At 63.1% G+C, this 20595-nt stretch carries 29 protein-coding genes; 12 read left to right on the forward strand and 17 right to left on the reverse strand.

The window, feature by feature from the left end; genetic code table 11:
- Nucleotides 1–419 precede the first annotated feature (419 nt).
- Nucleotides 420–1814, forward strand: a complete 1395-nt coding sequence (gene dnaB, locus CH268_RS03060; RefSeq protein WP_027495083.1) for a replicative DNA helicase — start codon at nt 420–422, stop codon at nt 1812–1814.
- 89 nt (nt 1815–1903) lie between these two features.
- Complete coding sequence (locus CH268_RS03065) at nt 1904–2161, forward strand: DUF3297 family protein (protein WP_032367678.1); 258 nt, start codon at nt 1904–1906, stop codon at nt 2159–2161.
- A 46-nt stretch (nt 2162–2207) separates the two neighbouring features.
- Here CH268_RS03065 and CH268_RS03070 read toward each other — a convergent pair whose 3' ends face one another.
- From CH268_RS03070 to CH268_RS03115, 11 genes are all read right to left on the reverse strand, one after another.
- Complete coding sequence (locus tag CH268_RS03070) at nt 2208–4388, reverse strand: heavy metal translocating P-type ATPase (protein WP_094662396.1); 2181 nt, start codon at nt 4386–4388, stop codon at nt 2208–2210.
- Between the two features lie 18 nt (nt 4389–4406).
- Nucleotides 4407–4691, reverse strand: a complete 285-nt coding sequence (locus tag CH268_RS03075) for a DUF1490 family protein (RefSeq protein WP_027495086.1) — start codon at nt 4689–4691, stop codon at nt 4407–4409.
- Nucleotides 4692–4734: 43 nt separating this feature from the next.
- Nucleotides 4735–5274: a hypothetical protein gene (locus CH268_RS03080; protein ID WP_094662394.1), complete on the reverse strand. Its 540-nt coding sequence runs from the start codon at nt 5272–5274 to the stop codon at nt 4735–4737.
- Nucleotides 5271–5978 (reverse strand): class I SAM-dependent methyltransferase, encoded by a 708-nt coding sequence (locus tag CH268_RS03085; RefSeq protein ID WP_217900893.1) that lies wholly within the window; start codon nt 5976–5978, stop codon nt 5271–5273. Before CH268_RS03085 ends, CH268_RS03080 begins: the two co-directional genes overlap by 4 nt.
- 57 nt (nt 5979–6035) lie before the next feature.
- Entirely contained in the window at nt 6036–6518 is a 483-nt protein-coding gene (locus CH268_RS03090) for a GNAT family N-acetyltransferase (RefSeq protein WP_094662390.1), read from the reverse strand.
- Nucleotides 6519–6532: 14 nt separating this feature from the next.
- The gene (locus tag CH268_RS03095; RefSeq protein ID WP_094662388.1) at nt 6533–6865 is read right to left on the reverse strand and encodes a hypothetical protein; all 333 of its coding nucleotides are present in this window, start codon (nt 6863–6865) and stop codon (nt 6533–6535) included.
- 40 nt (nt 6866–6905) lie between these two features.
- Nucleotides 6906–7133 (reverse strand): putative immunity protein, encoded by a 228-nt coding sequence (locus CH268_RS28400; protein WP_369597495.1) that lies wholly within the window; start codon nt 7131–7133, stop codon nt 6906–6908.
- A complete protein-coding gene (locus tag CH268_RS03105; RefSeq protein WP_094662386.1) occupies nt 7126–7446 on the reverse strand; it encodes a hypothetical protein in 321 nt (106 codons plus the stop codon). The genes CH268_RS28400 and CH268_RS03105 overlap by 8 nt, the downstream gene beginning before the upstream one ends.
- A 21-nt stretch (nt 7447–7467) precedes the next feature.
- Entirely contained in the window at nt 7468–7839 is a 372-nt protein-coding gene (locus CH268_RS03110; RefSeq protein WP_094662384.1) for a VOC family protein, read from the reverse strand.
- A 1-nt stretch (nt 7840) separates the two neighbouring features.
- Nucleotides 7841–7981, reverse strand: a complete 141-nt coding sequence (locus CH268_RS27715) for a hypothetical protein (RefSeq protein ID WP_176457832.1) — start codon at nt 7979–7981, stop codon at nt 7841–7843.
- A gap of 184 nt (nt 7982–8165) precedes the next feature.
- Nucleotides 8166–9098: a helix-turn-helix transcriptional regulator gene (locus tag CH268_RS03115; protein ID WP_094662382.1), complete on the reverse strand. Its 933-nt coding sequence runs from the start codon at nt 9096–9098 to the stop codon at nt 8166–8168.
- Nucleotides 9099–9201: 103 nt separating this feature from the next.
- Here CH268_RS03115 and CH268_RS03120 point away from each other — a divergent pair, with 103 nt between their 5' ends.
- The 3 genes from CH268_RS03120 to CH268_RS03130 are packed head-to-tail and all read left to right on the forward strand — an operon-like array spanning nt 9202 to nt 11436.
- Entirely contained in the window at nt 9202–9795 is a 594-nt protein-coding gene (locus CH268_RS03120) for a TIGR03086 family metal-binding protein (protein ID WP_176457831.1), read from the forward strand.
- A 53-nt stretch (nt 9796–9848) separates the two neighbouring features.
- Complete coding sequence (locus tag CH268_RS03125) at nt 9849–10523, forward strand: thiamine pyrophosphate-dependent enzyme (RefSeq protein ID WP_255182276.1); 675 nt, start codon at nt 9849–9851, stop codon at nt 10521–10523.
- Between the two features lies 1 nt (nt 10524).
- Nucleotides 10525–11436, forward strand: coding sequence for a transketolase family protein (locus CH268_RS03130; RefSeq protein WP_094662378.1), 912 nt, complete (start codon nt 10525–10527; stop codon nt 11434–11436).
- Here CH268_RS03130 and CH268_RS03135 read toward each other — a convergent pair whose 3' ends face one another.
- Nucleotides 11437–11898, reverse strand: coding sequence for a DUF6194 family protein (locus CH268_RS03135; protein ID WP_094662376.1), 462 nt, complete (start codon nt 11896–11898; stop codon nt 11437–11439).
- Nucleotides 11899–11937: 39 nt separating this feature from the next.
- Nucleotides 11938–12372: a PaaI family thioesterase gene (locus CH268_RS03140; protein WP_094662374.1), complete on the reverse strand. Its 435-nt coding sequence runs from the start codon at nt 12370–12372 to the stop codon at nt 11938–11940.
- 56 nt (nt 12373–12428) lie between these two features.
- Between CH268_RS03140 and CH268_RS03145 the strand changes: the two genes are divergently transcribed.
- Together CH268_RS03145 and CH268_RS03150 are read left to right on the forward strand one after the other, a co-directional pair.
- On the forward strand, nt 12429–13049 hold the full coding sequence (locus CH268_RS03145; RefSeq protein ID WP_032407920.1) for a TetR/AcrR family transcriptional regulator: 621 nt from the start codon (nt 12429–12431) through the stop codon (nt 13047–13049).
- Nucleotides 13036–13761, forward strand: a complete 726-nt coding sequence (locus tag CH268_RS03150) for an HD domain-containing protein (RefSeq protein ID WP_094662372.1) — start codon at nt 13036–13038, stop codon at nt 13759–13761. The genes CH268_RS03145 and CH268_RS03150 overlap by 14 nt, the downstream gene beginning before the upstream one ends.
- On the opposite strand, the gene CH268_RS03155 is transcribed toward CH268_RS03150, so the two are convergent.
- A complete protein-coding gene (locus CH268_RS03155) occupies nt 13745–14368 on the reverse strand; it encodes a luciferase domain-containing protein (RefSeq protein WP_141215077.1) in 624 nt (207 codons plus the stop codon). The genes CH268_RS03150 and CH268_RS03155 overlap by 17 nt on opposite strands.
- 180 nt (nt 14369–14548) lie before the next feature.
- Here CH268_RS03155 and CH268_RS03160 point away from each other — a divergent pair, with 180 nt between their 5' ends.
- Nucleotides 14549–14824, forward strand: coding sequence for a PLD nuclease N-terminal domain-containing protein (locus CH268_RS03160; protein WP_048319244.1), 276 nt, complete (start codon nt 14549–14551; stop codon nt 14822–14824).
- On the opposite strand, the gene CH268_RS03165 is transcribed toward CH268_RS03160, so the two are convergent.
- Nucleotides 14817–16211 (reverse strand): aminotransferase-like domain-containing protein, encoded by a 1395-nt coding sequence (locus CH268_RS03165; protein WP_094662368.1) that lies wholly within the window; start codon nt 16209–16211, stop codon nt 14817–14819. The genes CH268_RS03160 and CH268_RS03165 overlap by 8 nt on opposite strands.
- On the opposite strand from CH268_RS03165, the gene CH268_RS03170 reads away from it, so the two are divergent.
- Together CH268_RS03170 and CH268_RS03175 are read left to right on the forward strand one after the other, a co-directional pair.
- Nucleotides 16210–17151, forward strand: a complete 942-nt coding sequence (locus CH268_RS03170; RefSeq protein WP_176457830.1) for a DMT family transporter — start codon at nt 16210–16212, stop codon at nt 17149–17151. The two genes, CH268_RS03165 and CH268_RS03170, sit on opposite strands and share 2 nt — an antisense overlap.
- A complete protein-coding gene (locus tag CH268_RS03175) occupies nt 17148–18368 on the forward strand; it encodes a pyridoxal phosphate-dependent aminotransferase (RefSeq protein WP_027495099.1) in 1221 nt (406 codons plus the stop codon). The genes CH268_RS03170 and CH268_RS03175 overlap by 4 nt, the downstream gene beginning before the upstream one ends.
- A gap of 3 nt (nt 18369–18371) precedes the next feature.
- On the opposite strand, the gene CH268_RS03180 is transcribed toward CH268_RS03175, so the two are convergent.
- A complete protein-coding gene (locus CH268_RS03180) occupies nt 18372–18569 on the reverse strand; it encodes a helix-turn-helix transcriptional regulator (RefSeq protein ID WP_032382393.1) in 198 nt (65 codons plus the stop codon).
- Nucleotides 18566–18973 (reverse strand): hypothetical protein, encoded by a 408-nt coding sequence (locus tag CH268_RS03185; protein WP_094621841.1) that lies wholly within the window; start codon nt 18971–18973, stop codon nt 18566–18568. Before CH268_RS03185 ends, CH268_RS03180 begins: the two co-directional genes overlap by 4 nt.
- Before the next feature lie 181 nt (nt 18974–19154).
- On the opposite strand from CH268_RS03185, the gene CH268_RS03190 reads away from it, so the two are divergent.
- Both CH268_RS03190 and CH268_RS03195 read left to right on the forward strand, forming a co-directional pair.
- Nucleotides 19155–20096 (forward strand): DUF808 domain-containing protein, encoded by a 942-nt coding sequence (locus tag CH268_RS03190; RefSeq protein ID WP_094662363.1) that lies wholly within the window; start codon nt 19155–19157, stop codon nt 20094–20096.
- Complete coding sequence (locus CH268_RS03195) at nt 20096–20581, forward strand: GNAT family N-acetyltransferase (protein WP_094662361.1); 486 nt, start codon at nt 20096–20098, stop codon at nt 20579–20581. The genes CH268_RS03190 and CH268_RS03195 overlap by 1 nt, the downstream gene beginning before the upstream one ends.
- Nucleotides 20582–20595 lie beyond the last annotated feature (14 nt).

Here is a 20595-nt window from a genome sequence, read left to right on the forward strand (position 1 = left end):
GTGACGTACTTCACCACCGAGTTCACTCGGCATTTACTCAACACGCCCGAGTTGTCAATTCGGCCGACACGCCGCCCCCAGAACGATGCACAGGCAAAAAACTTTATGTACACGCCTTGACGTGCGGGAATGGTGCAAAGTCCAAAAGTTATACCCAGGTTATCCCCAGACGGTCAACACCGTTGTTCAACCTCGTCCACATTTCATCCACAGATCCATCCACAGCCTGTGTTGTGACTCCTGGCGATACCGCTTAACGTCCCTCCAGCGTCTCTCTCGATGCCGTCGAACGGTGCCGGGGCAGCGCGGATCCGGTGCCGAACAGGACCTGTCGGTGCCCGGGGGTAGAACTTGCTTGACCGCACGTCCGGGTGTTATCCGGCCGTGCTCGGACTATGGGGAGAGGACGGCCGGTTCGCGTGGCAGTTGTGGACGATCGAGGACAGTCCGACTACTCCGGCTCCTCCTCCAGCGAAGGTCCGGGCGAAGACTTCGGGCGACAGCCGCCACAGGACATGGCCGCCGAACAGTCCGTGTTGGGCGGCATGCTGCTGAGCAAGGATGCCATCGCCGACGTGCTCGAGGTGCTCCGTCCGGGCGACTTCTACCGGCCGGCACACCAGAACGTCTACGACGCCATTCTCGACCTCTACAGCCGCGGTGAGCCTGCCGACCCGGTGACCGTCTCTGCCGAGCTGGATCGCCGCGGCGAGCTCAAGCGCATCGGCGGCCCGCCGTACCTGATCACGCTGACTCAGACGACGCCCACCGCCGCCAACGCCGGGTACTACGCCGAGATCGTGGCGGAGAAGTCCATTCTCCGGCGGCTCGTGCAAGCCGGTACCCGCATCGTGCAGTTCGGTTACGCCGGAGCCGACGGTCAGGACGTCGCCGAGGTCGTCGACCGCGCACAGGCAGAGGTGTACGAGGTCACCGAGCGACGCACCTCCGAGGACTTCCTCCCCCTCGAAGAGCTGCTGCAGCCCACGATGGACGAAATCGACTCCATCGCCAGCCGCGGCGGCATCTCCCTCGGCGTGCCGACTGGATTCGCTGAACTCGACGAGATCACCAACGGTCTTCACCCTGGTCAGATGATTATTGTCGCGGCGAGGCCCGGCGTTGGTAAGTCTACCCTAAGTATGGATTTCATGCGTTCGTGCTCCATCAAGCACGGTATGCCCAGTGTCATCTTCTCTCTGGAGATGAGTCGCACCGAGATCGTCATGCGTCTGCTGTCCGCAGAGGCGAAGATCAAGCTCGGCGACATGCGTTCCGGAAAGATGACCGACGACGACTGGACCAAGCTGGCCCGTCGCATGAGCGAGATCAGCGAAGCACCGCTTTTCGTCGACGATTCGCCCAACCTGACGATGATGGAAATTCGAGCCAAGGCGCGACGCCTGAAGCAGCGCAACGGCCTGAAACTCATTGTGGTGGACTACCTTCAGCTGATGTCGTCCGGCAAGAAGGTCGAGTCGCGTCAGCAGGAGGTCTCGGACTTCTCCCGTCAGCTCAAGCTGTTGGCCAAGGAACTCGAATGCCCGGTGGTCGCGGTCTGCCAGCTCAACCGTGGTCCCGAGCAGCGAACCGACAAAAAGCCGATGGTCTCGGACCTCCGTGAGTCCGGCTCACTCGAGCAGGACGCCGACATGGTGATTCTGCTGCACCGGCCCGACGCCATCGAGCGCGACGACCCCCGCGGCGGCGAGGCCGACCTGATCCTCGGCAAGCACCGTAACGGCCCGACGGCGACAATCACTGTGGCGCACCAGCTGCACCTGTCCCGATTCGTGGACATGGCACGGGGCTAGGGACAGCGGCGCTGGTCCAACGTTAGGTCGCGTATTCTTCATGGGGTTCAGACCCCAGCACCCAACGCAGCACATCGACGAAAGTAATCATGCCCGAGGACCAGAACACAGACGTTCCACCGAACCATCTCTCGATCGATCCGAGCAGCCGCTTCTACAACGAAGAGGTTCTTCGCCGCGACGTGGGCATTCGCTTCAACGGCGTCGAGAAGACGAGCATTCGCGAATACAACGTGTCCGAGGGTTGGGTGCGTGTCGAGGTCCCGACCGCGAAGGATCGCTACGGAAACCCCATGCTCGTCAAGCTCAAGGGCACGGTCGAACCGTACTTCCGCGACGCAAAGTAGCGAAGTAGGTACCGGACACCTCGCCCTGGCGTTCGGTACCTACTGATCAGAGTCGGTATCGGATCAATCGCGAACTGTTGCCGACCACCGCGACCGACGAGGCGTTGTGCAGGATTGCCGCCAGCACTGGGGACAGCGCACCACCGGCGCTGACCGCCAAGCCGAGAGCGTTGACGGCGATGGACATTCCGTAGTTCTGACGGATGACCGACACCGAGTGCCGGCCGAGGTCACGTACGTCGAGCAGACGCGACAAGTCGTCGCTTGCCAGTGCCACGTCCGCGGTCTCGACGGCAACGTCGGTGCCCGCCAATCCCATTGCGATTCCGATATCGGCGACGGCCAACGCAGGAGCATCGTTGGTGCCGTCACCGACCATCGCCACGACGTAGCCTGCGTCCTGCAGTTCTCGGACGGCTTCGAGCTTTTCGTCGGGCATCACTTCGGCACGCCACTCGGTGATACCGAGTTCCGCGGCGACCGCCGCTGCCGTCTTCGGGTGGTCGCCGGTGAGCATGATGATGCGTTCGACACCGTCGGCACGGAGCGCGTTCAGAACGGTGGATGCGTTGGTACGGACTTCGTCGCGGAGACTGATCAAGCCGACGAGTACGCCGTCGACGGCCAACAGCAGCGGAGTCTCGGCCTCGTCCTGCAGCCGCGAAACCCATTGCTGCGCATCCTCGGACACCGCGACGTCCTCGCTGCGGAGGAGAGATGGACTGCCCAGGAGCAGCGTCCGTCCGTCTGCGACCGTCCGCATGCCGAGCCCGACGATCACCTCGCACTCCTCGTGCGGAGGGATGACGATGTGCCGTTCCTCCGTACTCCGAATGACTGCCTCTGCCAGAGGATGTCGAGAGTGGATCTCGGAACTCGCTGCGTAGGCCAGCACCTGCTCGGGTTCCCAATCGTCCTGAAACGAAACGACATTGGTCACCACTGGGCGTCCCACCGTGAGGGTTCCGGTCTTGTCGAACACAAAGGCGTCGACCCTGCCGGCCTGTTCGAGGTGAGATCCGCCCTTGATGAGAATGCCTCTGCGGGCACCGTTTCCGATGGCTGCGCTGATGGCGGTCGGCGTGGACAACCCGACCGCGCACGGGCACGCCACGAGCAGCATCGTCATGGCACGTCGTACATCCCGGGTGACGACGAGAGTCAGCGCCGACAGGATGAAGGACGCGGGGACGAAGCGTCGTGAAAAGTTCTCTCCTACAGTCTGAATCGGTGCACGATCTTCCTGCGCCTCCTCGACGCGAGAAATGATGCGGCCGATCGTGGTGTCGCGACCGACGGCGGATGCGCGCACGACGAGGCGGCCACGGACGACGACGGATCCCGCATGAATACGGTCTCCGGCGACGATCGATACCGGCAAGGTCTCGCCGGTGATCGCGGACTGATCCACCACCGCGTCACCGTCGACCACGGTGCCGTCGACGGGAACGCCCACGTGGTCGTGCACGACGACCTCGTCGCCGATCTCGAGTCGATCGACGTCGACGGAGATCTCGGAGCCGTCGGGCAGCCTGATCCAGGCGGTGTCCTGTGTGCCGGTCAGCAGATCGGAGATCGCGCGTCGAGTTCGCTTGAGGGTCAATTCCTGCAGGTACTCGCCGATGTTCAAGAGCCACAGCACGGTGAGGGCGACGACGTTCTCGCGAAGCACGAGGCTGGCCACGGTTGCGGCGCTGACGAGTGCGTCGGTTCCTGCCGTCCTGTTGCCGGCAAGCGAGCGCACGGCTCCCTTGAGAAACGGGTAGCCGGTGAAGATCGTTGCGCCGGTGGCAACGAGACGACTGGTGGGACCGAGGATGGGCGGCCGACGGAACGCGTAGCGGCGAAGACCGAGTAGGACCAGAGCCGCGCCGCCGATGGTCATCCGCAGGACGTCGCCGCTGGTGACGTCAGCTGAGCGCGGACTACGCACCGGTACCAGGGCCCAATTCGTCGAGCGCCCCGCGTTCACCGCGTCGAAGAGTTCGGCCCTGTCGATTCGTGTGCGGGAGTACCAGATGACGACCGACGCCGTCCGCGGGTACGCATGAACGGCGCGCACTCCGCGGATCTTGTCCACGTGGTCCTCGACCGCAACTGCACGGCCCGGGCTCGAGCGGAGCCAGTCGACGCGGAGGCGCATACGGCCGCCGGCGTCGGAGAGAATCTCGATGCCGTCTGCCTGCGTCGCGTCGATGTCGAGGGGGCGTTCGGCGAGGGTCGTCATAATCGGAAGCAGTCCCGGTCAGTGCGCGTGGCCGTGGCCCGCATCGGAGGCCGTGGGCGGCTGAACCTCTTCGCCGATTCGGTCTCGGGCCTCGGCGACGACGTCGGACACGGCCAGTCGGGCCGATTCCGCGTGAACCTCGGCCTTGCGCGCTGCGCGTAGACCGAGTTCGGTGGCCGATACCGCAGCCTTGCGGACGGGGGCCTTCTCGTACAGCTTCTTGGCACCGTTGTATGCGGCGACGCCGACTGCACCCGTCACGACCGTCGATACTGCCTTCGCGACGATGATCGGAAACGCCATGTTTTAGCTCCTCGTTTTCGAACCGGTACCCACTTATTGGGAATCATATTCGTTTCCTGTGATCATGGCGACTTGCGGGGTCCCCGGGGCGCAGGGCCATCCATACGTCGATCGGGCCCGGGTGAGGTTGGGCGAGCCAGTCGCAGGCACGTCGATCGAGGTGTAAATACCCCAATGTCACCACCAGTGTTCCATCGCTGTCGCGATACGCGCCCGACGCGCTACGAAGATCCGACTCGCTCTGCTCTACGGATTCCAGGACGGCATTCCTGGTCCAGGTACTTCCGGCCGGACCAGGAATGCGCAGTGCGGGTTCCCCAGGAAATTCGGGCCTGTCGATGCCATCGATCACGTCGGCTTCGATGGCTCCATCGAGCAACGTGCCGCTCAGCGACACCCACCCACCCGATGGCATGACGGGGCTGCGTACAGACACCGGGACGGTCGCTGCGCTTTCGGTCGCTGCCCGCTCGTCGGGGGCATTGGGCGTGAAGCGAAGCGATCCGTCGTCGACGAGTAGTGCGCCGATTCCCACGATCGAACCGCCTGATTCGACAACGAACGAACCGATGTCAGATGTCATCGGTTCGGCCTTGTGGATCGAAACGCTCTGGTCACATAAGGCAGGTCGATAGTTGTAGACCCATGCAGCCCTAGCTCGTCGAACAAGGTGGCGAGATTCTGATCTATGCCGTTGCGCTCGTCGGCCGTCGCGGTGATGTAGAAACTGCGCGATCGAACCAGGTCGGTCAACAGCGATCGGTTCACCGTGCGAGACCACGCCCATCGTCGCTCTTCGAGATGGTCGAAGGGCTCCGCTATCGGCGGCGGACCGTCGTCGAACATGGCCATCGCTCCGCCGCGTGAGACCACGGAGTTGAGGCGGCGAACCCAGGCCTGTGACTCGTCGCGAACGTTCCAGATCAGGCCCAGCACGCCGCCCGGACGCAGGACCCGTCCGATCTCGCGTGACGCGGCCACCGGATCGACCCAGTGCCAGGCCTGTCCAAGCAGCACTCCATCGAGACTCTCGTCGTCTATTGGGAGGGACTCGGCAGTACCGACCGTGGTCGGGACACCCGGTACCGCGATCCGCAGGGCGTCGAGCATGGCGTTATCAGGGTCGACGGCAATGGCGTCGCAACCAGCGGCAACGATGCTGCGCGTGAGCTTGCCCGTGCCGGCACCGACGTCAGCGACTCGTGGACGACGATCGGACGCGAGAGTGGGCTCCAACATCCACGCGACTGCGTCCGACGGGTATTCGGGACGAGCTGATTCATACACCTCGGCGGCGGTCCCGAACGACGTCGAGCTGTTATCTCGGCTAACCATAAGGTCACGTTACCCGTCCGGTTCGAGCTCGAGTTCGTAGTACAGAGCCTTCGGTCCCTCGCCGCGTCCTTCGTGGCAGTCGAAGCCGCGCTTCTCGTACACGTGGCGGGCTGCCTCGTCGTCTTCCGAGGTATTGAGGTCCATATAGGTCGCACCCCTACCGCGTGCGTGCTCGATGACATTATCGAGAAAGGTTGTGCCGTACCCCTTCCCGCGTAGACCAGGCTGAATGTACAACTCGGCAAGATAGGCCTCCGGGGCTGCGCTCATCGTACCGATCCGAAAACGCAGAACCGCTACACCGATGGCGGGAGTGCCGAACGTCAGCACGCTGGTGTCGCCGGACTTCACCAGGGTGTCGAGATGTGCTGCAAGCCAATCCGGCTCGGGCACAGGGTAGTCGTACTCGCGATTGAAATCGATCAACAGGGTTGCGGCCTCGACAAATTCGGCGGGATCCTGGACGGCACGTGTATCGCTGACCGATGTCATCGACTTCTCCCCTGTCAGTGATCCGGTTGAACGAGATTCTTGGCGTCGAGCAGACCGAGGCCGGGATGCTTCTCTCGCAGCGCTTTGATGGCGTAGACAGTTCTGCCGCGTTCTTCCACTACCGCTTCGACATCCTCGGCGGGTACGGATTCGGGTCCGATCTTGTCGACGCTGGCTCTTTCGGGACGCAGATGGCTGTACACCAGCCAGGGGATGGCTACACCCGCAAGTGACAGCTGGATCCAGTCCCAGGTCGAGGGTTCTGAGATCACGTCGGAAATCAGAATGAACGCAATCCAGGCCATCCAGGCGACGTACAGGTACCGGACCCACGGACGTCGACTCATGTGTTCCATGCTGTCATCGCCGATGGATCAGGGCAATGGCTCAGCGACGCTGTGCGTCCCATGCGAGCCTGCGTAACTCCGCCGTTCGGTGGCCGTTCTTGGCGAAGGGCTCAGCACCGTCGATCGCCGAACGTGGACGGAAATCGTTCGGGTGCGAGGCCTCGAAAATCGGAAAGGCCCGACGGGCACAAGCAGCTGCGAACGCAGCGACATGCCGAATGTCGTCGAGACTGAGATCCACTTGAGGGGGTTGATCCACTTCAGGCATCGCGGGTCCTGTTGCGGTTCAACATGAATCCAAATCGTCCGAGAACCAGTCCGGTCAGCGCGCCGAGAGCTCCGGTCGCCACTGGCACCAGGTACAGCCACGCAGAGCGAAAGATCAATGGATCGCCATTGAGATCCCTATCCAAATCGGTGGAATAGCTCCGGCTCATCGTCACGCCCTCGAGGGGCTCATATGAACCTTGATACACAACGTCGTCCAGGTCGGTGGTCCAATCATCGATCAGGTACCAACCCAGTGGAGCCAATCCGACGACAAATCCGAACAGCAGCAGGAAGATGACGAGATTGCGCACCGTCTCAGGCTATTGCCCCCGTCAACCGTCGAACACCTCCATAGTGATGCAGAAGGGGTGACCGGCGGGGTCGAGGAGAACTCGCCACCGCGGGTCAGGTTGCTCCTCTGCCTCTGTTGCCCCACATTCGACTGCATGAGCGACGGATTCGTCGAGGCTCACTCCCGCATCGAGATCGAAGTGCACGATGGACGCCGACGGCCATGTAGGCGGGATGTAGTTCGCCACTCTTTGCGCAACGATGTTCAGGCCCGAGTGCGTGCGAATCCCCGAGCTCGACGGGTTCTCCCACAACAGGTCTCCGCCCAGAAGCGCAAGGTAGAAGCGAGCGAGGGCTACCGGTTCGGGGCAGTCGATGGATATCCCTGCTACGTCGAGGTGTGGACGCGACATGTCACGAGAATACGGTGGCCCCCAGCGTGACGACGACTATCACGAAGACGAACAGGAGTAGCCAGCCCTCCCAGGTGTGCGGGCTGATTCCCCAGCCGTACCGTTTCGGGCCGAACCAACTTCGGGGTGGATTGAAAGCCATAGCGCCGTCCTGCCTGTTCGGAGTCGCGTCCACCCTATGAAGGCACCAGACTATTCGCAATGGTAATGACTTGGTGATCGGTGGTGCGCTGAGTGTCCACAATTCGGCTCGAGAATCGGGAAAGCGCGCCGGCCTAGTAATAGTGGACACTGTGCACACCTTCCCAGAAGATCCAGCCGCGACGTCAGCTGTACAACCGCGCCGTTGCCGTAGCCCGTTGAGCCAATTCGTCGCGAATTGTGTTCGGCTGGAGCACTGTTACCGCAGGTCCGCAGTGCCACAACGCCCCCACAGCGTGATTGTGGCCGGAAAACTCGATGACTGCGAGGCGTCGTCCGTCGTCCTGTACTTGGTCGCTGATCACGCGAACGACGTTCTTCGTCAACGAGATCCATACTGATTCTTCTGCGAGGCAGGTGATTTCGATGTGGGTCAAACTCGCACGGAACGACTTCCAGTGTGCGGTGAAGGCGGCCTCCAGGTCCACGGTGGAAGCGCGGTGAGCCTGCTCGTCGAGCACAGTCAGTTCGTCGATCCGCGATACCCGGTAGACACGTTCGGTGCCCTCACGCCCGGCGAGTAGGTACCAGTGATCGCCGGCGTAGACCAGCCCGATGGGGTCAAGGATTCGATCGTTCACCGAACCGCTGCGATCGCGATACGTGATTCTTATCCGCACACCGTCTATGACGACCCGTTGGAGTTCCACCAGATGTTCTTCCGGTTCGTGGGGATACGCGAAACCGTCGGGCCGGACCAGGATTCGTTGTGACGCAGTGCTTGCCGCCGCCCGGTGAGCGTCGGGTATCGCGGCGATCACCTTGCGCATGGCGCTCGCGAACGCCGGGGTGGCGACGCGTCCCGCGCCGGAAGCGAGCAATGCCGTCGCCTCGGCGGCCGTCAGACCGGTCAGCTCGGTGCGATAGCCCTGCAGCAGACTGATGCCACCACCGCGACCGCGATCGGTGTAGACCGGAATGCCCGCCGAAGACAAGGCTTCGATGTCACGCAACACGGTGCGCGTGGACACTTCGAGCTGGGCGGCGATGTCGGCAGCGTTCAGTCTGCCCCGATGTTGGAGCAGCATGACGATGGACAACAACCGGTCTGCGCGCACCCGAAAAGTCTCTCACCAAAACATGACAGAAGATGTCATGTTCACCCGATCTACTTCTACCCAGCAGGCCACACCCGGTGGCCGCGAAACGGAAGGATCGACAATGAACACCATCGAGACCACGCAGCAGACGGATCCGCGCGAGGTGTACTTCACGTCCGCCGCATGGGTGAGCGGTCTGCTCACAGGCGTGCGCGCCGACCAACTGGACCTTCCCACTCCGTGCGACGAGTTCGATGTCCGGACGCTGGCAGGCCATCTCGTTGCGACGGTCCGAAGGCTGATTGCGATCGCCGAACTCGGGAGTCCGGACTCTGTGTCGCCCTTGTGCTCCGATCATGACGCCGCATCCTTCGACACGTCGGTGACGCAAGCCCGTGCCGCGTGGGCCGACGATGAATTGCTCGATGGCCCGGTCGCGGTCCCGTGGGGTGAAGTGCCGGGGCGATCGGCTGTGTGGGGATATGCGCGGGAGTTACTGGTGCACGGATGGGACCTAGCCGTTGCGACAGGACAACCGGCCCACGCCGACCCGGCTCTCGTCAATCCGGTCGCCGTGGAACTTCGAGCACTGCTGCCGGCGGAGAGTCGGGTTCCAGGAGTCCCTTTCGGGCCCATCGTGGAACCCCGTTCCGAGGCAGGGCCGTTGGAACGCCTGGCGAACTTCGCGGGACGGTCGTCGGACGGTTGGGTGTAGTACGTCGCTCTTGACCTCGAGTGCACTCGAGGTTGCAGGGTGGTCCCATGCAGATGACTTTCGAAGAGTCGCCTCAACTCATGACGCTGATGACCGGCGACGAAAAGCACGGTGCGAGCGCCACATCCACGCTGGACGTGCTGTGGGTGCTGTACTCCGACATTCTTCGTCTCGACGCGGCGCAGCCCGACGATCCCGATCGCGACAGGTTCTACCTCTCCAAGGGGCACGGCCCGATGGCGTACTACGCAGTGCTCGCTGCACGGGGCTTCTTGACGCCGAACGAGCTTGCGTCGTTCGGCAGCTACCACTCACCGCTGGGCAATCATCCGGACCGCACGCTGATTCCCGGGGTCGACATCGGATCGGGATCACTCGGTCATGGTCTGGCGCTGGCAGCCGGAACTGCTGTGGCGCTGCAGATTCAGCGAAGCCAGGCTCAGGTGTTCGTACTGATCGGTGACGCCGAGCTCGACGAGGGCAGCAACATGGAAGCCATCCAATTCGCCGGCCGATCGCAGCTGGGCAACCTGACCACCGTGGTGATCGACAACGATTCGGCTGGTCTGGGTTGGCCCGGCGGCATCGCGTCGCGCTTCGCCGTCGAGGGGTGGTCGACCTCCGACGTCGACGGGAGGGACCACAGTGCGCTCCGGCGGGCGTTTCGCGTCGATCACGGCGACCGACCTCACGTGGTGGTCGCCCACGTGGAGAAGAAGGAGAACTAAAATGACGTCGACGATGAACAGGACCGCGGATCAACGCGAGTCCTTCTACCGACTGCTGCCGGAGTTGTTGGTGCAGGACGAGCGAGTCGTGCTGGTACTGGCCGAGATCGGCGCCGCCTATCTCGAACCGCACCTCACTCCTGACATCCGATCGCGTGTGGTCAACGTGGGTATTCGAGAGCAGGCGATGATCGGTGTCGCAGGCGGTATGTCGCTCGCCGGAATGCGTCCGATCGTGCACACCTTTCCACCGTTTCTGATCGAGCGACCCTTCGAGCAGGTGAAACTCGATCTGGGACATCAGGATGTCGGCGCGATCCTGGTCAGCTCGGGCGGCTCCTACGGGTGGCCACAAGGCGGTGAGACGCACTTCGGCCAACGCGATGTCGCACTGCTGGACACCCTGGACGGGTGGACGGTGCACGTGCCCGGGCACGTCGACGAGGTCGAATGGATGCTGCGCGGTGCCGCTGCATCCGACGACCGCGTTTACATCAGGCTCGACGGAGTCTCGAACGATCACTCGTACGGTCGACCCGGAGGTTCGATGACCGTTCTGCAACAGGGTAATTCGGGCACTGTGATCTCGGTCGGTCCGATGACGGACCGGGTGCTGGCCGCGGCCCGTGGACGTGACGTCACCGTGATGCACGCGTCGACGATCAGGCCCTTCGACGGTACAACTCTTCGAGAAACGCTGACTGCGCCGGACATCATGATCGTCGAGCCCTATCTCGCGGGAACCTCTGTGCCGCAGATCGATCGAGCGATGGCAGACATACGGCATCGGGTACTTGGGATCGGGGTGGAGCCTGGAGAGCGTAGAAAGTACGGAACGGTGGCCCAACACGACCGAGCCAACGGCCTCGACATCGAAGGACTATCCCGATCGATGGACGACTTCTTCGAGTGATCAGTGTCGGCGGCGCTCGTACCTGGCCTTCGCGACGCTGTACGCAGATTCGAGGAGTTCCCCGATCTGCGATTCGGTCTGCGAAGACGGGTTGACCACCGACAACCAGCCCGCAGTGCCGTACTGAGGGTGGGCGGCAACGGTGTCGTCGGTATCGGCCTGCGGTGCGTGGGCTGCTTCGCGTGGGGGCAGTCCCAGTAGGCGTTCGAACTCCTGCTTTCCTGCAACGACATTGACACGGAACGCGTCGGGCCGGTCCAGCCGGGACAACTCGTCACCCGGATAGTTCTTCGTCACGATGGTCGCGAACGGCTGGGTGGACGACGGAACAGTTCCGTCCGGCGAGTAGTAGAAGAACACATCGCCCCATGCGAGTTCCGGAGTCCCATCACCCTCCCGAGGCAGCTGCGCCAACGTGCCGTCGAAGCTGCCGACCAGATTCACGATGTCATCGAGTGTCATTCATCGATCGTCACATGTTCTGCGGTCTCTGCCCAGAGTTCAGCCGACTTTGTAGGTTCCCGTGCCGGTTGCGACGAGGCGGCCGGATTCGGTCCCGACGATGTCGACTCGACACGTCTTCAGGCTCCGACCCGCGTGTATCCGAGTACCGACTATATCGACACCCTCGGCATATACCGGTTCCATGAACTGCACAGACATGGAGACCGTGACGCCCCGAAGCTTCTCGGGCACCTCGGATCCGGCCCATGCTGCGGTCATGATCCCGATATCGATACAGCCGGCGATCACGCCGCCGTGCAGCATCTGGCCGACGGTGGACAGCTCGTCGCGGTACGGCAGCCGCAGTCGAGCTGTGCCCTCGTCGATGTCGACCAGCTCGATGCCCAGTTGCTGCACGAACGGTGATTGCGGGAGAAACATGGTCATCGCCGAGATGCCGCTGTCCGGTGCCAGTACTTCGTTGGCTGTCATCGCTACCCCTCTATCATAATTGGATTCCGATATCGGAATCAGAGTACGATAAAGTTATGGTCTTGGATACCCCCACCGACAAGCGGAAGCGTCGAACACACACTGCGGTGCTCGACGGCGCTCGTTCGCTCTTCCTACGCCACGGATATCGGGCAACGACGATCGAGATGCTGGCCACCGCAGCCGATGTGGCGGTGAGTTCGATCTACGCAAACTTCCCCGCCGGCAAGGTGGACATCTACGCCGCTCTCGCGTGGCGAACCGCCCAGAGCCACGCTGAGCAAATGACTGCCCCCACCGATGCGGTCGAATCTGCGCACGTCGTTGCCGAGTTCCTCGATCGCTACATCGCGTTTCACCGCGACGATCCATTGGCGTTGCGGCTGCTGGCGCTGACGGATGTGGACAAGTCCGAGTCCGCGTCGGTCGGTGAGGCGAAGGAAAAGATCGACACTGCGCTCGGTGAACTCATCGATTCGGTGACGCGTGCGGTGGAGGACGCCGGTGCCGACGTCCTCCCCCGTGCACTGGTTCTGAATGCCTGGGCGGCGATGAACGGTGCTGTGTCACTGCATCAACGACGCATCGTCGATCGATCCATGCTCGACGCCATGCTCGCGATCACGCGGGCGGATATGCTCCGCCACCTGAAGGGAACACCCGATGAAACCCGGTGAGCTGAGCGCAGGTCATCGTGCGCGAATAGTGGCAGCTGCTGTGCGAGAACAACTCGCGATGTTGCCCGGTACCGTGCTCGGTCCCCGGCGACGTTCGGCGGGTTCCGCATGGCACACAGTCGATGCTCCGGATTCACGGTTGTGCCGGGAAGCACTGGAGGAGGCGAGGGAGTGTCTGAGCGAGCCGATACTGATGCACAGCGTGCGGTGCTGGCAGTACGCCTCGGCCTTTGCGAGCATCGACGGTCTACGGCCGGATCGGGAGGCGCTGTACGTCGCCTGCCTGTTGCATGACGTCGGTCTCGGCGCAGAACAGAACCCGGTGGCTGGATGTTTTGCGCTGATCGGTGCCGAGCGAGCCGAAGAGTTCGTCCGCCGACACGAAGGCGACGACCGAACGGCGCAGATCGTCCACGAGACTGTAGCCAGGCACATGGACGTCGCGACACCGGAGGAACCGGAGGCGGCTCTACTGCACGATGCGGCATACCTGGACGTCAGTGGCCGTCGGATTCGAGACCTCGATCCGCACTGCGTGGATGTCATCGAATCCAGCTATACGCGAGAAGGTTTCGCCGCAGACTTCGCATCCAGGATGAAGATCGAATCGAGAAGGCGACCGCGGTCGACGGCTGCGACCTTGTGGCGCTCAGGAATGTACCCGGCGATGAAGGCGAACCCCCTGGAGCGCAGGGTCATATCGTCGAAGTAGCTGTTGCGCGATGGATGATCTGTTCGATTCGATCTGCGTCGTCGGAGTCTCTCGGTGCGTAGAGGAAGACGTAGGTTTCGGGAAGTCCGAGGCCAGGGCGTCCGGCGAGGGGGTGTAGCTCACCCCAGCCCGCGGAGATGACGGTCTGAGCATCGTCGGGCTGCATGACGACGTGCATCGATCCTTCGGTCTCGTGGACGTGGAGTATCTCGCCGTTGGTTCGCGAAATCCACGGTGCAGCAGTGGTGACATCCGCCAGATACAACGCGTCCCCTCGCCTCTCGAAGTGGCTGCGCGCCAGGTGGTATCGATTGTTCGTGCGCGCTTCGGTAGCAACTGCGCCGGTGATCCTGTCTGTCAGTACGGGCGTGGCACGGTCGGTGAGCTGGCGATGTGGAATCGGGTACGGGGCGATCGTCGGACGTGGTCCTCGGCGCGGTTCGAGGTGCCAGTGCCGGCCTGCGGGCGACGCGCCGGCGACGGTCATAAGGTCACGTCTGGACAACGGTCGTAGCGCGGTGGCGATCAACCACCCACCGACGTTGGCCGGTAAGCCGCCCGGCCCCAAGGCCCTCCACGTCGTGTAGTCGTTCTTGACGGTCTGCACAAGTCCCCCCAGGTCGGATACGTCCGCACCACGGTAACTGCGCGACGACTCCGGCGGTAGGCCTACATCGTCCGATGTACGACGAGATACGCGTGCAGACCGATGTGCAGGAACGTTCGGGTCCATAGCGTTGTGGTCGTCAACGAAACAACGAAGAACAAACACAGCAGAGGAACCGTCATGCACGCCGCAGTACTACTTTCACAACAACACTCGACCACCGAGCAGGTACTCGGGTTCGGGCTGGGAACCATCGTCCTGGTGGCGGTGCTCGGCGCGGTCGTTCTGTTCGTCACCGCGCTCGTCAGCATCCTTCGCTCACCCAATTACAGTGTCGCAGGCCGTGCGGTGTGGATCTTCGTCGTGCTCGCGTTTCCGTTCCTCGGGCCTCTGGTCTGGTTCGTATGGGGCCGCACCTCGACGTTCGCCGTCGAAGCGTCGAACAGTCTCAGATGACCGATCCGATCGTGCGTGCCGCATCCGGGAACTCACCGGCGTTCGAGCCCGCGTAGTTCAAACGAAGGAACTTGCCGGTGGGTTCGGCCGGGAAGTAGTCGTCTCCCGCTCCGACGATGACACCCGCCGATTTGCATTTGTGCACAACGTCTTCCAGGTCGATGTCGTCACGCAGGCGCATCCACAGATTGAGTCCGCCCCGGGGGATCCGATCGAGATGACCGCGAGGAGCGAACTCGATCAGGCTGTGGGCCAATAGGTCTCGACGAGCTTCGAGTTGCGTGCGTAGGCGTCGTAGGTGTGTGCGCCAGGCGGGTTGAGTGACGACGTCGAGAGCGACGGTTTGCAGGATGCCGCTGACGTACATCGATTCGGCTCCCGTGTCGGCGAGGATACGTTCGTGGGCCGGGCCACGAGCGATCAAGCCTGCCAATCGAATCGACGGTGATATGACCTTGGTCAGCGAACGCAGGTACACCACATGTCCGCCGTCGTCTCGCGCGGCCAATGGGCTGGGTTCGGCGGTGATGCCGAAATCGTGGGCGGAGTCGTCCTCGATCAGGAACGCGCCGTGTCGTCGAACGATGTCGAGCACACGTTCGGACAGGTCCGGAGACCACTGTGCTCCGGTGGGGCTGGCGAAGGTCGGTTGAGCGTAGAACGCCCGCGCGCCGGACTCGGCGAATGCCTGCTCCAGCGCGTCCGGGTCGGGTCCGTCGACCCCGGTGGGGACCGGGACCACGCGAACGCCCGCCTGCGTTGCCGCCAGAATTGCTCCCCAGTACGTCGGTGATTCCATGAGAAGTGGGCGTCCCGCACCGACGAGCGCTCGAAAGGCCGTGCTCAGGCCGGTCTGGCTGCCCGGGATGATGACCACGTCGCTGGCCGAGGGCGGTGTGATACCCAGCGGGGTGGAAGCGCCCAGTTCCGCGGCGAACCAAGCTCGAAGCTCGGGCAGACCTGCGGTGGGCGGCCGGGCAACCACTGCGTCGGTGCGTGAGGCTCGGGTGAAAGCAGCGTGAACGAGTCGCTCCGGCAACAGCTCTCGGGCCGGGTAACCGGAATGCAGAGCGATCACGTCACTCGACGTGGACTGCAGTGCGGCGGGGAGTTGCAATCTGTTTCCGGGTGCACCGAGCGCGGCAGTCTGCCACCCGTAGTCGTTCGGGCGGGCCGTGTGCACGGTCTTGACGAATGTTCCGACGCCAGGCCGTGTTTCGATGACACCCTGCGACATGAGAGTGCGCAGTGCTTTCTGCACCGTCACAGGGCTGGCCGAATGCTGGGCCACCAGCGCCCGAGTGGATGGCAGCTTCGCCTCGGGCGGGGCGGTTGCGATCCAGGTTCGCAGTGCAGACACGATCCGGGAACTGCTATCGTCAGACATGACACAGCATAGTAGCGCTATCCAGCCTGCGCCGGGACTGCTATCCCGAGCCGGCCTCTTGTGGGGAATGGCGGGTGTCACGGCGTTCTCGTTCACCGTGCCGCTGACTCGGATCGCCGTGACCGGTGGCCTGTCGCCGCTGTTCGTCGGGTCCGGACGCGCCGTCGTCGCCGCGGCCCTCGCTGCTGCCGCCCTGGCCCTGACCTCGCAACGGTTGCCACGCGGACGGCAATGGGTTCGACTGGGTGTCATCGCGGCCGGGGTCGTCATCGGTTTCCCCGTGCTCACGTCGTTCGCTCTGACCACCGCCTCCGCCGGCCACAGTGCCGTCGTCATCGCGCTTCTGCCGGCTGCGACCGCGGCCTTCGCCGTCGTCCGCGAGCGGCAACGCGTCCGGCCGATGTTCTGGTTGGTTGCGGCCATGGGTGCGGCGGTCGCTGTCGGATTCGCGGCCGTGCAGGGCGGCGAGGTCGCCGGACTGGGGTGGTCGGATCTGCTTCTCCTCGGAGCCGTCGTGGCGGCCGCGGTGGGATATGCGGAGGGCGGGCTGCTTGCGCGTGAACTGGGAGCGTGGCAGACGGTCTCGTGGGCGCTCGTCGTCTCTGTTCCGGTGACCGGAGCGATGACGGCATTCGCGTGGTGGCATCAACCCACGAGCGGAGGTGTCGCAGAGTGGGCTGCGTTCGCCTATCTGGCCGTCGTGAGCATGTACCTGGGGTTCTTCGCCTGGTATCGGGGGTTGGCCATCGGTCCGATGTCGAGCGTGAGCCAGGTGCAGCTCGTTCAGCCGGTGCTGACGATCTGCTGGGCCGCGATTCTGCTCCACGAGGGACTGACGTGGCCGGTGGTCGTGGGTGGAGCAGCGGTCATCGTATGTGCAACAGTGGCGGTCCGAACTCGGATGTCGCCGTCCGTTCGACAGGAGGAACTTTCGTCATGACGCGATCGATCGATCAGGCACGCAAGCTCGAGAATGTTCGCTACGACATTCGTGGCCGCATTCTGGACAAGACCGAGGAACTCGAGGAGCAGGGGCACAAGATCCTGCGCCTCAACGTGGGTAACCCGGCCCCGTTCGGTTTCGAGGCACCCGACGAGATCATGATGGCGATGATTCGCAATCTGCCTACCGCGCAGGGATATTCCGACTCGCGGGGCCTGTTCTCGGCGCGCACCGCGGTGGTGCAGTACTACCAGACCAAGGGCCTGAGCGACCTCGACGTCGGCGACGTCTACCTGGGCAACGGGGTCTCCGAGCTGATCACCATGACGATGCAGGCGCTGTGCAACCCCGAGGACGAGGTGCTGATCCCCTCCCCCGACTACCCGCTGTGGACGGGTTCGGTGGCTCTCGCCGGAGGCACACCGGTCCATTACTTGGCAGACGAGACTCAGGACTGGGCTCCGGACTTCGAGGATCTGGAATCGAAGATCACCACCCGTACCCGGGCCATCGTTGTGATCAATCCCAACAACCCCACCGGTGCGGTGTACTCACGCGACGTTCTGCAGCGTTTCGTCGACCTCGCGCGCGAGCACGATCTGATTCTGCTCGCCGACGAGATCTACGAGAAGATCGTGTACGACGGTTCCGAGATGACCAATCTCGCAACTCTCACCGGCAAAGATGTGCTGTGCCTGACCTATTCGGGGTTGTCGAAGGCCTACCGAGTGTGTGGATTCCGTGCCGGATGGCTGGCGATCACCGGTCCACGACGCCGTGCGGCGAGCTTCATCGAGGGCATCACGTTGCTGTCCAACATGCGCATGTGCGCGAATGTGCCTGCACAACACGCAATACAGACGGCGCTCGGCGGCCGTCAATCGATCGAGGACCTTCTGCTGCCGACGGGTCGGTTGACCGCGCAGCGGGATCTGGCGCATCGAATGCTGAACTCCATCGACGGGATCAGCTGTGTGCAGGCTGCGGGCGCGCTGTACATGTTCCCCAAGCTCGACACCGACCGTTTCGGCATCGTCGACGACGAGAAGTTCGTCCTCGATCTGCTCGAATCCGAGAAAATCCTGGTCAGTCACGGTCGAGCGTTCAATTGGGATGTGCCCGACCACTTCCGGCTCGTCACCCTGCCCAACGTGGACGATCTCTCGACCGCACTCGAGCGGCTCGGTAACTTCATGAGTTCGTATTCGCAGTAGTGCTCAAACCGAATCCGGCTCGAACAGGTCCTCGATCGTGCAGTCGAAAGCTGCGGCAAGGCGAAAGGCGACGGGCAGGCTCGGGTCGAACCGCTCCTTCTCGATGGAGATGATCGTCAGTCGGGTGACGTCGATTCGCTCGGCCAATTCGCTCTGAGACCACCCCTTCTCGGTGCGACGACGTCGAACATCGTTCTTCACTCGGACAGGGCCCGGTAGCGCGCGAACGCGTACCGCGCAGTGAACGATGCGAACGCAGCCAACAGCAAGCCCGTCAGAAGCAGCGTGGCCGGGGGGTCGACTCTTGCGATGGATACCACCGCAAGAGTCAGACCCAGTACGGTCACCAGATCGGTGGCTGTGCCGCTGGACGCGGATGTCGTCCAATGGCTTTCGATGCTGTCGCCCGAGGTGTAGGTCTGGTCAGCAGTGACCGGCGCGACGAACAGTATCCAGCCCAGCATCGCGCCGAAGGGCAGCGCGGTGACGCCGAACACCAGCGCGGAAACCCCTGGCGCGATGGGTGACACGAGCCAGGCGAGCAGTGCCGTCGCCGATGCAGTGGCAAGGCCGACAGCGGCGACCGATATCCATCTGAGTCTCACCTGAATGCTCCGTTCGTTGGTATAGCTCGCTATACGTATAGCAAACCATACATCCCACTCCGATGTGTGGTCCGCAGCGAGCTACTGGCGGTATGGTTCGAGCACGTGGATTGCCGGATTTCGGCGTCGTACTCAGCCCTAGGAGCCTGATCGTGCATTCGTCTTCACTCGGAGATTACTGATGGCCGGCGGACTGGTAGCCCTGCTCGACGACGTGGCCGCGCTGGCACGGCTGGCGGCAGCATCGATCGACGACGTGGGAGCCGCTACCGGCAAAGCGACGGCCAAGGCCGCCGGTGTCGTGATCGACGACGCAGCGGTGACGCCTCAATACGTTCGCGGTCTCGCGGCCGAACGGGAATTGCCCATCATCAAGCGCATCGCTGTCGGCTCGCTTCGCAACAAGCTGCTGATCATTCTGCCGATCGCCCTGCTGCTCAGTCAGTTCCTTCCATGGCTGCTGACGCCCATTCTGATGCTCGGTGGCTGCTACCTCAGCTACGAGGCAGCGCATAAGATCTGGGGAGCGCTGTTCGGCCACGGCGATCATCACGCCGAGGCAGAGAACGAGCCGCGGGACGAGGACAGCGTGGTGTCCGGTGCCGTTCGGACCGACCTGATTCTCTCCGCCGAGATCATGGTCATCGCTCTCGACACCATTGCGAGCGAGGGCTTCTGGAGTCGCCTCATCATCTTGGCGGTCGTCGCGGTGGTCATCACCATCGTCGTCTACGGCGTCGTCGCACTCATCGTCAAAATGGACGACATCGGTCTGAAGCTGGCCGAGGGCTCGTCCGGGTTCGTCGAGAAGTTCGGCCGCGGACTGGTCAAGGGAATGCCTAAGGTGATGGCAGTGCTGTCGGTCGTCGGCACCGCAGCCATGCTCTGGGTCGGTGGGCACATCCTTCTCGTGGGCATCGACGAGCTCGGTTTCCACCCCATCTACGAGCTGGTGCACCACGGTGAGGATGCGGTGCGTGGGGTCGCGGGTGTCGGCGGAGTGCTGGCGTGGATAGTCAACACTCTCGCGTCGGCAGTCATCGGTGCGATCGTCGGCTGCATCATCGTTGTTGCGCAGCTCGGGATCTCGAAGGTGCTCGCCAAGCGGGCCGCCGCGAAGTAGTGCCTGTATCGGCGACGTTCGCCGTCGTTCATCCCTCCTCGGAGCCGGCGCTCGACATCCTGTTTCGCTACAACGTCGATATCGTCGGACGCTTCTTCGGCCGCGAGGCGTCGGACGAGGAAGTACGACGAGTCATGGTCGACGAGCCGAGTGACGATCTCGTGGGTGATTCGGGTCTGTTCGTTGTCGCATACCTGGGCTCGACGCTGGTCGGTTGCGGTGGTGCTCGTTTCGTCTCCGACGACATCGCAGAACTGACCCGGGTCTTCATCGACGCGCGTGCCCGTGGAAACGGCGTCGGGGCGTCGGTCGTCGAGTTCGTCGAAGAATCGGTCCGCCAATCGCGCCGCAAGACAATGCGATTGGATACGCGAGCGGACCTCGTCGAGGCCCGGGGCCTGTACTTCAAGCTCGGCCATCGGGAGGTGCCGGCATTCAACGCCGAGCCGTATGCCGAGGTATGGCTGGAAAAGCGACTGCTTTGAACAGCTTTCGTCAC

The organism is Rhodococcus sp. 06-1460-1B (assembly GCF_002258475.1).
Classification (GTDB): domain Bacteria; phylum Actinomycetota; class Actinomycetes; order Mycobacteriales; family Mycobacteriaceae; genus Rhodococcoides; species Rhodococcoides fascians.